This window comes from Agromyces sp. P1_H4 (genome assembly GCF_056405255.1).
The window spans coordinates 1-13,074 of record NZ_JBFUCL010000071.1; the positions used below are offsets into that span (position 1 = coordinate 1).

Annotated in this window: 11 protein-coding genes and 1 pseudogene; 5 read left to right on the forward strand and 7 right to left on the reverse strand. The window is 73.0% G+C overall.

Going from position 1 to position 13,074, the window contains the following annotated elements:
• The 4 genes from AC1DY2_RS06665 to AC1DY2_RS06680 form a co-directional block, all read left to right on the forward strand.
• The coding region (locus AC1DY2_RS06665) for an agmatine deiminase family protein (RefSeq protein WP_476761704.1) at positions 1-576 on the forward strand (576 nt) is incomplete at its 5' end.
• Positions 573-2,330, forward strand: coding sequence for an amidase (locus AC1DY2_RS06670; protein ID WP_476761705.1), 1,758 nt, complete (start codon positions 573-575; stop codon positions 2,328-2,330). The genes AC1DY2_RS06665 and AC1DY2_RS06670, both read left to right, overlap by 4 nt.
• Positions 2,331-2,349: 19 nt before the next feature.
• Entirely contained in the window at positions 2,350-2,733 is a 384-nt protein-coding gene (locus AC1DY2_RS06675; RefSeq protein WP_476761706.1) for an HNH endonuclease, read from the forward strand.
• 130 nt (positions 2,734-2,863) lie between these two features.
• A complete protein-coding gene (locus tag AC1DY2_RS06680) occupies positions 2,864-3,619 on the forward strand; it encodes an SDR family NAD(P)-dependent oxidoreductase (RefSeq protein ID WP_476761707.1) in 756 nt (251 codons plus the stop codon).
• Here the strand turns inward: AC1DY2_RS06680 and AC1DY2_RS06685 are convergent.
• Positions 3,573-4,154, reverse strand: a complete 582-nt coding sequence (locus AC1DY2_RS06685; RefSeq protein ID WP_476761708.1) for a hypothetical protein — start codon at positions 4,152-4,154, stop codon at positions 3,573-3,575. The two genes, AC1DY2_RS06680 and AC1DY2_RS06685, sit on opposite strands and share 47 nt — an antisense overlap.
• Positions 4,155-4,352: 198 nt before the next feature.
• On the reverse strand, positions 4,353-6,041 hold the full coding sequence (locus tag AC1DY2_RS06690) for a molybdopterin-dependent oxidoreductase (RefSeq protein WP_476761709.1): 1,689 nt from the start codon (positions 6,039-6,041) through the stop codon (positions 4,353-4,355).
• 123 nt (positions 6,042-6,164) lie between these two features.
• Here AC1DY2_RS06690 and AC1DY2_RS06695 point away from each other — a divergent pair, with 123 nt between their 5' ends.
• A complete protein-coding gene (locus AC1DY2_RS06695; protein WP_476761710.1) occupies positions 6,165-7,109 on the forward strand; it encodes an NADP-dependent oxidoreductase in 945 nt (314 codons plus the stop codon).
• Between the two features lie 10 nt (positions 7,110-7,119).
• Here AC1DY2_RS06695 and AC1DY2_RS06700 read toward each other — a convergent pair whose 3' ends face one another.
• The 5 genes and pseudogenes from AC1DY2_RS06700 to AC1DY2_RS06720 all read right to left on the reverse strand — a co-directional run.
• Positions 7,120-7,800, reverse strand: coding sequence for an alpha/beta hydrolase family protein (locus AC1DY2_RS06700; protein ID WP_476761711.1), 681 nt, complete (start codon positions 7,798-7,800; stop codon positions 7,120-7,122).
• Positions 7,797-8,852, reverse strand: coding sequence for a DUF2207 family protein (locus tag AC1DY2_RS06705; RefSeq protein WP_476761712.1), 1,056 nt, complete (start codon positions 8,850-8,852; stop codon positions 7,797-7,799). Before AC1DY2_RS06705 ends, AC1DY2_RS06700 begins: the two co-directional genes overlap by 4 nt.
• Before the next feature lie 9 nt (positions 8,853-8,861).
• Positions 8,862-11,831, reverse strand: a complete 2,970-nt coding sequence (locus AC1DY2_RS06710) for an aminotransferase class III-fold pyridoxal phosphate-dependent enzyme (protein WP_476761713.1) — start codon at positions 11,829-11,831, stop codon at positions 8,862-8,864.
• Between the two features lie 63 nt (positions 11,832-11,894).
• Entirely contained in the window at positions 11,895-12,737 is an 843-nt protein-coding gene (locus AC1DY2_RS06715; protein WP_476761714.1) for a tryptophan-rich sensory protein, read from the reverse strand.
• Positions 12,738-12,878: 141 nt separating this feature from the next.
• A pseudogene (locus tag AC1DY2_RS06720) lies at positions 12,879-13,074 on the reverse strand (FUSC family protein); the annotation flags it as partial.

Below are 13,074 nucleotides of genomic sequence, written 5' to 3' on the forward strand. Positions count from 1 at the left end.
GTGCTCCTCACCGAGACGGTGCAGCTCGACCCGCGCCGCAATCCCTACGCCGACCGGTCTCGCGTCGAGGCCGAGCTCGCGCGCACGATCGGCACGACGAAGGCGATCTGGCTGCCGCGCGGGCTCACGCGCGACTACGACGACTTCGGCACGAACGGCCACGTCGACATCGTCGCGACGATCCCGTCGCCCGGCCGCCTGCTCCTGCACGCGCAGCGCAACCCCGAGCACCCTGATTTCGAGGTGACGCGCGACCTGCGCGCGCAGCTCGAGGGCGAGACGGATGCCGCGGGCCGCCCGTTCGAGATCGTCGACCTCCCGGCTCCGGACACCCTCCGCGATCACGAGGGCTTCGTCGACTGGAGCTACGTCAACCACCTCGTCGTCAACGGCGGCGTGATCGCCTGCGGCTTCGGCGAGGAGCGGGCGGATGCCGCGGCGAGCGAGATCCTCGCCGACGCGTACCCCGGTCGCCAGGTGGTCACGATCGATGCGCGCGAGATCTTCGCCCGCGGCGGCGGCATCCACTGCATCACGCAGCAGCAGCCGGCACTCACGGTGGAGGTGACGCGATGAGCGGTGCGCCGTTCGACGTCGTCGAGGCCTCGATCGCCGACCTGCGGGCCGCACTCGATGAGGAGCGGGTCACGAGCGAGGAGCTGACCCGCGCCTACCTCGCCCGCATCGAGGCGTACGACCGGCCGGGCACCCCTACGGCGTTGAACGCGCTCGTCGTGATGAACCCGTCGGCGCTCGATGACGCCCGCGCCTCGGATGCGCGCCGCGCCCGTGGCGAGACGCTCGGCCCGCTCGWCGGCATCCCGTACACCGCCAAGGACAGCTATCTCGCGGAGGGGCTCACCGCCGCCGCGGGAAGCCCCGCGTTCGAGCACCTCGTCGCACAGCGCGACGCGTTCACGATCGAGCGGCTCCGGGCCGGCGGCGCCGTGCTCATCGGGCTCACGAACATGCCGCCCATGGCCAACGGCGGCATGCAGCGCGGCGTCTACGGCCGAGCCGAGAGCCCGTACAACGCCGAGTACCTCACGGCCGCGTTCGGCTCGGGCTCGTCGAACGGCTCGGGCACCGCGACGGCGGCGTCGTTCGCGGCGTTCGGCCTCGGCGAGGAGACGTGGTCGTCGGGCCGCGCGCCCGCGTCGAACAACGCGCTCTGCGCCTACACCCCGTCGCGCGGTGTCATCTCGGTGCGCGGCAACTGGCCGCTCGTGCCCACGATGGACGTCGTCGTGCCGCACGCCCGCACCATGGCCGACCTGCTCGCCGTGCTCGACGTGATCGTCGCCGACGACCCCGAGACGCGCGGCGACTTCTGGCGCGTGCAGCCGTGGGTGTCGATCCCGCGATCGTCCGAGGTGCGGCCCTCGTCGTACGTCGCGCTGCAGCCGACGGATGCCGCGGGCGCTCCGGATGCGGCCGCCGCCCGCGCTGCGCTCACGGGCCGGCGCCTCGGCATCCCGCGCATGTACATCAACGCYGACCCCGACGCCGGCACGGCCGAGCCCGGGCGCAGCCCAGGCATCGGGGGAGCCACCGGGCAGCGCATCGACACCCGGGCATCCGTCGTCGAGCTCTGGGAGGCGGCCCGCCGCGACCTCGAGGCGGCCGGTGCGGAGGTCGTCGAGGTCGACTTCCCCGTCGTGTCGAACTACGAGGGCGACCGCCCTGGCGCGCCCACCGTCGCAACGCGCGGCCTCATCTCCCCCGAGTACCTCCGCCGCGAGATCGTCGACCTGTCGGCGTGGTCGTGGCACGACTTCCTCGACGCGAACGGCGACCCCGCCCTGCGCTCGCTCGCCGACGTCGACGGCGCCCGCATCTTCCCGCACCCCGAGGGCGCCCTGCCCGACCGGTACACCGGCTTCGACGACGACATCGCCGAGTACCCCGAGTGGGCCCGTTCGCATCCTGGCGCCACCTTCGACGACATGCCCGAGCTCGAAGCCGGGCTGCGCGGCCTCGAGGAGACCCGCCGCATCGACCTCGAGGCATGGATGGACGACCTGGGTCTCGACGCGGTCGTGTTCCCCGCGGTCGCCGACGTCGGCCCCGCCGACATGGACGTGAACCCGGCCTCCGCCGACCTCGGCTGGCGCAACGGCGTGTGGGTCGCGAACGGCAACCTCGTGCCACGGCACCTCGGCATCCCGACGGTGACGGTGCCCATGGGCACGATGCGCGACATCCGGATGCCGGTGGGCCTCACGTTCGCCGGACGCGCCTACGACGACACGGCCCTGCTCCGCCTCGCCGCGGCCTTCGAGGCGACCGGTTCCCGGCGCACCCCGCCGCCGCGCACCCCGCCGCGCTGACGACGGTTAGTCTGCGGGCATGGCGGCCAGTCGATCACGGGCTGCGGTGTACGCGCGACGACGCAAGCGCCGCATGGGCCGGGTCGCGCACGACCTGACCGATGGACAGTGGTCGGCGCTCASCGCCGAGTGGGGCGGCTGCGCCTACTGCGGCGTCGGGGATCGCGCCCTGCAGCGCGACTGCGTGCTGCCCATCTCACGCGGTGGCCGGTACACACTCGAGAACGTGGTTCCGGCGTGCGGGTCGTGCAACGCGAGCAAGTGCAACGACGAGGTCACGTCGTGGCTGCGACGCAAGAAGCTCGATGAGCGCGGCTTCCTGCTCCGGCAGCGTGAGATCGCCCTGCTCCTGCTCGCACGCTTCGCGGATCCGGATGCCTCTCCGGATGCCGCGACGCCCTGATCGTTCGAGGCGAGCGCACTTCGTCCGGTTCGTCAACCCTGGCGTCGAGGCCGCTCGAGGTCCCTAGGCTGGCTGTGGACGGGCCGCCCGAGAAGGGTTCCCGGCTCCGCGCCCGCCCGGGGAGGCCACCATGGCCACGTATGACGTATCCGGACGCTCGGCGATCGTGACGGGCGCGGGCAGCGGCATCGGGCGCGCGATCGCCCTCAGGCTCGCCGACAGCGGCGCCGGGGTGATCGTGAACGATCTCGACGGCGACCATGCGAAGTCGGTCGTCTCGGAGATCACGGATGCGGGTGGCCGAGCCGAGGCATCCGTCGGCGACGTGACGGACACCGCGTGGATCGACTCCTCCGTCGAGGCGGCCAATCGGCTCGCCCCGCTGCGGATCGCCGTGAACAACGCGGGCATCGGTGGCGCCTCCGCCCTGATCGGGGAGTACCCCGACGACAGCTGGGCGAAGGTCATCGACATCAACCTCAACTCGATCTTCCACGGCATGAAGCGCCAGCTCCCGGCCATCGCGGCGAACGGCGGCGGCGCCATCGTGAACGTCGCGTCGATCCTGGGCAGCGTGGGATTCGCGAACTCGTCGGCGTACGTCACCGCCAAGCACGGCGTCGTGGGTCTCACGAAGAACGCCGCGCTCGAGTACGCCGACCAGGGCGTGCGCGTGAACTCGGTGGGCCCGGGCTTCATCAAGACGCCGCTCATCGATGCGAACCTCGATGATGCCGCCCAGCAGTTCCTGGTCGGCATGCACCCGCTCGGCCGCCTCGGCGAGGCCGACGAGGTCGCGCACCTGGTGGTGTTCCTCGCGAGCGACGGCGCGAGCTTCATCACGGGCAGCTACCACCTCGTCGACGGTGGCTACACGGCGCGCTGACGCTACAGGGGCTGGGACCCGGCGAGTGCTCGCTCGAGGCGAGCGGCGTCGAAGAGGCGGAGGCCGTCAGCGACAGCACCGTGACGCGGGTCCGGAGCACCCGCCGCGCCACCTCCTCGAGCACGGGCACGGCGCCGCCGCCAGCGTCGAGATCGGTGTCGGCGGGCAGCAGGATCTCCTCGAACGCCAGGTCCTTTGAATCCATCTCTCCGGACGCGTATCTCGGGTCTCGCTCGAACACCCGAACGTTCGTGCCGCCGTGCCGCGCGAACTCCCGGATCAGCTCGCTCCGCCGCAGCGCGAGTCGCTCATACGGATCCAGATCATCGAACGTCCGCCCGCCCGCCGCGCCCGCCGCGCCCAGCGCGCCCGCCGTGCCGGCCGCCACGCTCCCGCCCGCTCGGCGATGGCGTGATTCCGCGAAGTCGGCGACCGCCTCTCGCACGATCGACTTCTTCGAGCCCCGCATGAAGTAGGCCAACTGCGTGACGAGCTCATCGGTGTGCTCGTCGATCTTGATGGTCTTCTCGCTCATGTCGGTTCCTCCTCATCGCCGAGACGTTCCATTTCCAAGTCATGTCTTCTTCCGAAAAGTGGGTGCCGAAGTGCCGAAGTGCCGGAACTTCTCGAAGGGAGACATGTGCCGGAATTCAAGCCGGTCTGTGCGAGCAGTGTCAGCCGTGCCGGGCTGGGGCCGCCGACTGGTCGGCGGATCTCGGGTGGGGAGGAGCGGTCAGCTGACCTGGACGCTGCGCTCGTCGAGGCCGGTGGCGCCGTCGGGGACGACGCCCTGCTCGTCGGCGGTCTGCACCTCGCCGTCGGCCGCGGTCGCACGGACGCGGAGCGTGTGGCCGCCCGACGTCGCGTCCCAGTCGTAGCGCCACTGCACCCAGGTGTCATCCGAGATCGCCGTGGCCAGCGTCGCCGGCTCCCACGGGCCGTCGTCGACCTGCACCTCGACCCCCTGCACGCCCACGTGCTGCTGCCACGCCACGCCCGCAACGGTGACCGGGCCGGCGGTGAGCGACTGGCCGGTGCGGGGCACGTCGATGCGGGACGAGAGCTTGATCGGGCCGCGCTCGCTCCAGCCGCGGTCGGTCCAGTAGGCGGTGGCGGCATCGAACCGCGTCACCTCGAGGTCGACCACCCACTTCGTCGCCGACACGTAGCCGTACAGCCCCGGCACCACCATGCGCACGGGGAACCCGTGTTCCGCGGGCAGGGGCTCGCCGTTCATGCCCACGGCGAGGATCGCGTTGCGGTCGTCCTGGAGCACCGTGAGGGGTGTCGACGCAGTGAAGCCGTCGACGCTGCGCGAGAGCACCATGTCGGCGTCGGCCGTCGGCGCCGCGCGGGCGAGCAGCTCGCGGATCGGGAAGCCGAGCCACACCGCGTTGCCGATGAGTCCGCCGCCGACCTCGTTCGACACGCACGTGAGCGTCGTGACGCTCTCCTCGAGGGGGAGTGCGAGCAGCTCGTCCCACGTGAGGGTGACCTCGCGGTCGACGAGGCCGTGGATGCGCAGGCTCCAGGTCGACGGGTCGACGGCCGGCACGGCGAGGGCGGTGTCGATGCGGTAGAACTCGGCGTTCGGCGTGACGACCGGCGGCAGGCCGTCGATGTCGAACTGCGCCGACGCGGGCACCGTGACACTCGTCACCGGCTTCGGAAGCGTGATCGCCTCGCGGATCGCCGTGACGGCCCGCGTGCCCGCCTGCAGGGCGTACCCACCGGCTGCGGCGAGGACGCCGAGCACGGCCGCGCCGCCCGCCCAGCCGAGGAAGCGCCGGCGGTCGACGCCGGAGGGCTCCGGTGCGGTCGGCTGGGGTGCGGGTGCGGGTGCGGGTGCCGGTGCGAGCTCGGACGCGGGCGGCGCAGGTGCGGGCTCGGTCGCGGCATCCGGCACCATCGCAGCATCCGGCACCATCGCGGCATCCGGCACCATCGCGACGGCCGGCACTGGCGCGACCACCTCGCGGGGCAGCCGCTGAACGAGGAGCCGCAGCGCCATCACCCCGGCGATCGCCGCGAGTGCGGAGGGGGCGATCGCCAGCATGGGCGCATTGGCGCGCGTCGACGCGGCGATCGCACCGACCAGGCCGATGAGTCCGATCAGCACCTGTCCCCACGGCGGACGCCGCGCCTCGAGCACACCGGCGCCGGCGGCGACCGCCAGGAGCACCAGCCCGATGCCGACGAGCAGCGCGGCCTTGTCGCCGGTGCCGAACAGTGCGATCGCGGCATCCTTCGCCCACGGCGGAGCGAGGTCGATGAGCAGGGAGCCGACGACGACGAACGGGCTCGACGCCGAGGCCAGCACCGCCGCCGCGAGCTCGCCGATCCCCACGCCGAAGAGGACCGACGCGACGCCCGCCACCCCGGGCAGCACCCAGCCCCGGGGGCGACCACTCGTCTGCGGCATGGGCACAGCGTATGGCCGATGCCTGCGTGCCTGCTTCGAGGTCCGGGTGCGCCGTGATCGGGCCGGGAGCGACGGTTAGGGTGGGCGAAGCATCTCCAAGTCCGCACGAATGAGAGGTCCCGCATGCCCCACGCCATCGAATACGACCGACTGGGCGGCCCCGAGGTGCTCGAGTACCGCGAGATCCCGTACGAGCTGCCGGGGCCGGGCGAGGTCCTCATCGAGGTGCGCGCCGTCGGCGTGAACCCGATCGACTGGAAGCTGCGTTCCGGCGCCCGGCCGTCGAAGCCCATCACGACCCCGCGACGGCTCGGGTCCGACGCAGCGGGGGTCATCGCGGGCGTCGGGGAGGGTGTCGATGGCTGGGCCGTCGGCGACGAGGTCATCGTCGCGCGCATCTCGAACGCCTATGCGACCGACCTGGTCGTCGACGCATCGAAGCTCACCGCCAAGCCGGCCGAGCTCGGCTGGGAGGCCGCGGCCGCCATCCCCGTGCCCGTGTCGACCGCCCACCAGGTGCTCGCCTCACTCGAGGTGGGCGACGGAGACACCCTGCTGCTGCACGGCGGCTCGGGCGCCGTCGGCCAGGCCGCGATCCAGCTCGCCCGGCGGCGCGGCGCGACCGTGATCGCMACCGCGAGCGAGGGGAACCACGACCGGCTGCGCGAGCTCGGCGCCATCCCCGTCGCCTACGGCCCGGGGCTCGCCGACCGGGTGCGGGCCGCCGCGCCCGAGGGCGTCGACGTGGCCCTGGACGCCGCCGGCACCGACGAGGCGATCGAGGTCTCGAAGGAGCTCGTCGCCGACCACGACCGCATCGGCACGATCGTCCTGGGCTGGCGTGCCGCCGAGCTCGGCATCCGGGCGTGGTCGGGCGGCAGCCCCGTGCCGCTGACACCCGAGGAGAGCGCCCTGCGCGCCGAAGCCATCCCACTCGCCGCCCAACTGGCTGCCCGCGGCGAGTTCGAGCTCGAGATCGCGCATCGCTATCCGCTCGCTGAAGCCGCCGAAGCCCATCGGCAGAGCGAGACCGGGCACGTACGCGGCAAGATCGTGCTCCTCCCGTAGCGCGGGCGGCTCAGGCGTRCACGCGCAGGAACGCGGCGACGCGCGGCGCGAGCCCGGCCGCGACCTCGGCGGCCGGCCGCTTCGCGCCCTTGACCTCGAACGAGTGGTTCGCGTCCTCGATCCACTCGAGCGTCGCTGAGGCGCCGATGCGCGCCACGACCTCGTCGAGCTGAGCGTTCGGAATCGCGAACGGGTCGTTGCGGCCCTGCAGGAACAGCATCGGCGCGGAGATTCCGGGCAGGTGCTCGTCGCGCGCCTTCTCGGGTCGCCCGGGCGGATGCAGCGGATAGCCCAGGTACACGAGCCCCGCGGCCGGCATCCCGTCGGCGACGGCCATCGACGCCATGCGTCCGCCGAAGGACTTCCCTGACGCCCAGATGGATTCGTCGGGTGACCCGGCGTCCGCGGCGAGGGCCGACGCCGCATCCAGGACCGCACGCCACGTCGCGATCGCCACCGGCGGCCGGTCGGGGAACCGGCGCTTCGCCTCGCGGTACGGGAAGTTGAAGCGCAGCGTCGCGAAGCCCTCGTCGTGCATCGCCCGAGTGAATCCCGACATGAACGGATGCTCCATGCCGGCGCCGGCGCCATGCGCCACGATGATCGTGCCCGCGGCATCCGCCGGCCGCGAGGTCACCGCCGAGATCCGAGTGCCGTCGACGTCGATGCTGATCGCTGTCTCGTCGCTCACGAGCTGAAGACCTCGAAGATCCCGCCGATGCCGTCGACCACGGCGCCGCCGGAGTCGACCAGGTCGCCGACCGCCGCCGTGAGCTCGAGCACCGAGCCCGCGGCGTCGAGCGCGGTGGCGACCTCGACGGTCACGTCGACCGCGTCGGCCAGGGCGTCGAGGTTCGCACGATCGAGGGCGGCGTGCTCGAGCTTGAGCTTCGCGATCCACTCGCGCTCCAGGCCGAAGAGCACGGCATAGGGGAGGAGCCGTTCGTGCAGGTGGAAGCGGGCGAGGGGCTCGTCGGGCTCCTCGGCCGCGGCATCCGTGGGCCGCAGCTCGGCCCCGCTCGGGGACTGCAACACCCGGAGACGCTCCGCCTCGGCGAGCGAGAGGTACCGGCGCAAGCCCTCGAGGTGCTCGCGCCTGGGCCGAGCCGGAGGCATGTAGCGCCGCCACGAGGCCGGGGTCACGAGGATCGTCGCGATCGTGGCCGCGAGCGCCACGACGGTCGCGATGAGGGCGGGCCAGTCGCCGTCGATGAGGGCGAAGACGATGAACAGCGCCTCGACGAGCATGCCGAGGTAGGCGAGGATCCTGAGGGTGGTGCCGGGCCAGGTCATGCGCCGCGGGGCGATGAGCCCGTCGCGGGCGAGGGCGTGCTCGGTGTGCTGCACGACCGTTCGCAGCCGCGCCGCGAGCGCGCGTCGGTCGGAGGAGAACCGCCGCACGCGACCGGGCGTGTGCTCGGGGCCGAAGAGCGCCTCGAGCAGCGCGAGCTCGTCGGCCGTGAGCACCACGTTCGGCGCCATCTCGACGCCGATCGGCTCGCGCTTCGACCCGGCGATGAGCCGCACCTTGCGCTTCACGGCCAGGTCGATCAGGGCCGCGGATGCCGCCCGGCGGTCGGCGTCGACGAGCAGGCCATCGCGCAGCACGGTCGTGTCGCGTTCGGGTGCATACTGCACCACGAGCGCCGTCACCCGTTGCGCGGCGACGGCGCGCGCCACGATCCCCAGCACGAGGATGACGAGCGCTGGCGCGACCGCGAGCAGGATGACGGCAGGAAGCACGCGCCCAGTCTAGGGATGCGCCCGCGACCAGCCTTCGCGGAGCGCCCGGTCGAGCGTGTCGACGAAGAAGTCGGCCGACGCGCGCTCGAGGCAGAGCGGCGGCTTCACCTTCAGCACGTTCCGGTGGTCGCCGGTCGGCTGCATGACGATGCCGAGCTCGAGCATCCGGTCGCAGATCGCCGCCGTCTCCTCGGTCGCCGGTTCGAGGGTCGCGCGGTCGCGCACGAACTCGACCCCCAGGTACAGGCCGAGGCCGTGCACCATGCCGATGAGCGGATGCCGCGTCGAGAGCTCCTCGAGCCGGCCCTTCAGGTGCGCGCCGACCGCTGCGGCGTTCTCCTGCAGTCCCTCGTCGCGGAAGGCGTCGAGCACCGCGAGGCCGGCCGCGCTCGACGCCGGGCTGCCCCCGGTCGACGAGAAGAACGGGCCCTGCGACCCGAACCGCGCGGCGATCTCGCGGGTCGTGACGACCGCACCGAGCGGGTACCCGTTGCCTGCCGCCTTCGCGACCGCGACGACGTCGGGCACGACGCCCTGCTGCTCGAAGCCCCAGAACCAACGGCCGAGGCGGCCGTATCCGGCCTGCACCTCGTCGGCCACGGCGAGGCCGCCGACCTCGCGCACGGCCGCGTAGACCTCGGCGAGGTAGCCGTCGGGCAGCGGGATGCCGCCGGCGTTGCCGAAGAACGTCTCGGCCACGAACGCGGCGGGCGGGCGGTCCGATGCGGCGAGCCGGCGGATCGCGGCGGCGGCCTCGGGCGCGTAGCGCGCGGCATCCGCCCCTCGATGCGCGCCGCGGAACGGGTTGGGCGCCTCGACGACGTGCACCCAGTCGGGCCGGCTCGCGAGTGCGCCGGGGTTGTCGGCGATCGAGGTCGACACGGCATCGGAGGCGTACGTCCAGCCGTGGTACGCCTCGAGGACCGACACGACGTCGCGCCGTCCCGTCGCGGCGAGCGCGATGCGCAGGGCGAGGTCGACCGCCTCCGAGCCCGAGTTCACGAGGAACACGGTGTCGAGCGGGGCTGGCAGCATCGCGGCGAGTCGCTCGGAGAACTCGACGACCGCTCCGTAGTTGAAGCGCGAGTTGGTGTTGAGGGTGCGCAGCTGTCGCGTCACAGCCGCGGCGAACTTCGGGTGCCCGTGGCCGAGGGGCGTCACGTTGTTGACCATGTCGAGGTAGACGCGCCCGTCGGTGCCGATGAGGTGCTCGCGCCAGCCGCGCTCGATGCGCGGCGGGGCGTCGTAGTAGTGCTCCTGCACCTCGGCGAAGGCACGGTCACGACGGGCGACGAGCGCGGTCGCGTCGGCCGAGGGGTCGAGGTCCACGGATGCCGCGGGCGGCTCCCCTGCGCGGAGTCCGAGCAGCGGGGCGGGGTCGAGGGTCAGCGCGAGCCACCCCGGYGCGTATTCGGGACGCACGAGGTGCGGCACGGGCGGCGCGCCGTCGCGCTCGACGCGGAGGCGGATGCGCGTGCGGGCCGGTGCCGTGCCGTCGACGGCGCCCTCTGCGACGAGGCGTGCGCCGTCAAGGGGAGCATCAGCGAGGGCCAGCGCGTGCGGCTCGGCGAACCACACGTCGATCCCGGTCGGGATCGTCGCCGACGAGACGGCCGAGTGGATGCGGCTCTCGGTCAGTCGCGCGGTTCCCCGCTCGAGCCACGCGGCGGAGGCCCCCGCGTCGAGCGCCGCGAGCGCGAGCCGGTCCTCGAGGCCGGGGTCGAGCCATGCGCCGGCGTCGACGTCATCGGACTCGATGGAGACGTCGAGGCGCACCGCCGTCGCCGCGTCGAACCCGGGGAGGGGCCGGAGCGTCGACGTCGCAGCGGTCATGTCGCTCGCCGCGTCGCCTGCCGCCGAGGGCGACTCGACGCCGATCGCCGCCGCGWTCACGCCCGTCATCACCTCGATCGGCACCGAGGTCGCCTGCTCGAAGATCCGCCACTCGCGGTCGATGCCCTCTGCGGCATACGCGTTGTCGCCCCCGTCGAGCTGCACCTGGTGCTCGCCGCTGACCACGAGCACGGCGCCGCGCAGCACGACGAGCGGCCAGATCGCCGCGACCTCGGCGGCCGACAGCGGGCGCAGCGCGTGGAAGGCCGTGATCGCCGGGAGCACCGAGACCGGCTCCGCGCCCGCGTGGTGCAGCACCGACGAGACGGTGATCGCCGGCTCCGCCACGGCCCAGGTGCGCGTGACGTCGCCGAAGTCGATGAGCCCATCGGGGATCCGCATGCCGCGCTCCGAGGTGCAGACCACGTTGTCGTCGGTGAGGTCGAGGTGCACGGCCTGGCGCGGCAGGTCGGATGCGACGGCGGCGAGGTGCGCCCAGGCGGCCGCCGCGTCATCCGTCACCCGTTGACGTTTCGTGGGGTCGGGGTGATGCCGGGCCAGGAGTTGGACGACCTCGAGCGCGAACCGCGGGTCCCACTGCAGTACGCGGTCGAGCCCCGGGTGGTCGAAGTCGGCGAGGGCGAGGCTCGTCTCCGCGGCGAGCCGTCCGAGTCGCGCGACGACCGTGGGGGAGAGATACGAGCCGCCCGTGAGGGTGCCGCCGGGGAGGTACGCGATGAGGCGGATGCCGAGCGGGCCCTCGCTCGTGTCGGCGAGGATCGAGCGCGGCGCGCCCGTGGCATCCGTCGTCGTCGTGGCGATGCGCAGGTGCGGGGCGGCCGACGCGATGCGCTCCGCGGCGAGCTCCTGGGCGGCGAGCTCCACGGCGGTGAAGGCGGGGTTCGTGACCTTCACGACGCCGATGGTCGCAACGCCGCCGGCGCCCGTGCCGACCTCGGCGGGCTGCGCGCGCGCGAGGAAGTTCTGGTCCTGCTGGCTGCCGAGGGGAGCGAGTTCGACGTCGAGGCCCCACGCCGTGCGCACGATCTCGACCACCTCGTCCGACGGCAGCTGCGGCGCGGGCAGCTCGCCGGCGTTGAAGAAGTCGAATCCGCGTGCTGCGACGCCCTCGCCCGGCTGCGACATGGTGCCCCTCTCCGCTTCGACGATAGCCACTCGCGGGCCTCGTCGAGTGAGGAGTGGGCAGCGTTACGAGCGCGCGGCCACCGCCCGGCGGCGCCGCAGCTCGACCGCCACACGGACGGCGACCGTGACGAGCACGACGGCGACCGTCGCAATGATCGCGGTCACGCCGACGACGGTCGACGCGGGTGCGTCGGTGAGGCGGGCGACGGCGATCCACGCGAGTCCCCAGCCCAGCGAGAGCGTGGGGGCGATGCGCCCGCGGTCCCAGACGGCGAGGGCGATGCCGATGAGCCCCGCGACGGCGACCACGACCACGGCCCACGTCTCGGGCGGGATGCCCCAGCCGTCCCAGCCGGTGGCGGTGAGGGCCGCGGTGACGTTCGCCGCCGTCGCCACGATCACCCAGCCGAGGTAGAGGCCGATGGTGCCGTCGGTCACGAGGGCGTCGAGGGCGTTCTTCGGCGGCATCGCGAGGCAGATGCGGAACGCGACGATGAGCACGATGAGCAGCGCCACGATCACCGGCACGCTGAGCCAGAGCAGGTCGAACTGGATGCTGAGGATCCACGCGGCGTTCAGCAGCAGCGACGCCGCCACCGGGTAGCCGAGCCGGCGGTGCCGGGCGTCGGTGCGCTGGCCGGGCAGGAACAGCCACACCGCGTAGGCGAGCAGCCCGAAGTAGATGACCCACCAGATGCTGAACGCGCCGGTGCCCGGTGCGATCAGGGTGGCGTCCGCCGCGAGCGCGCCGCCCGCGGCATCCTGAATCGGCTGCCCGCCCGCGGCGCCCGAGCCGATGAACGAGCCGATGACCGCCAGCACCGCGCTCACCGCCACCGTGAGCTGCCTCGCGAGGTCGCCGCGGGTGGTGCCGGTCGTCGTCGTGGTCGAGGACGTCGTGGTCATGGTCGCTCCTGCCGTCGTCTGGTGGATCCCGGTCGGGTTGCGTCGCCAGCCTAGGCAGGGGCTCGCCGCGCGCGCGTCGAACCTTCGGTTGATGCCGTCGCCGGTCGCCGTCGGCCATCCCGGCCGCGCGCATCCGCGCGGCTAGGCCGACCCGGCGCCGAGTTCCTCGCGGATGCGGCGCAGGTCTTCCATCAGCGAGCCCACGAGGATCCAGTGGCCCGACGTCGGCGGGGCGATGACGAGCGCCGACGTGAGCGCCGGCGTCTCGGACGTGACCGGCTCGGGCTCGGGCTCGGCGACGCGCACGGCGAGCCGCACGTCGTGCGCGACCCGGCGC

Bases quoted from the DNA above. Each gene is read 5' to 3' on its own strand.
- AC1DY2_RS06715 (WP_476761714.1), bottom strand. From the start codon at position 12,737: ATGACCACGACGTCCTCGACCACGACGACGACCGGCACCACCCGCGGC.
- AC1DY2_RS06685 (WP_476761708.1), bottom strand. From the start codon at position 4,154: ATGAGCGAGAAGACCATCAAGATCGACGAGCACACCGATGAGCTCGTC.
- AC1DY2_RS06690 (WP_476761709.1), bottom strand. From the start codon at position 6,041: ATGCCGCAGACGAGTGGTCGCCCCCGGGGCTGGGTGCTGCCCGGGGTG.
- AC1DY2_RS06680 (WP_476761707.1), top strand. From the start codon at position 2,864: ATGGCCACGTATGACGTATCCGGACGCTCGGCGATCGTGACGGGCGCG.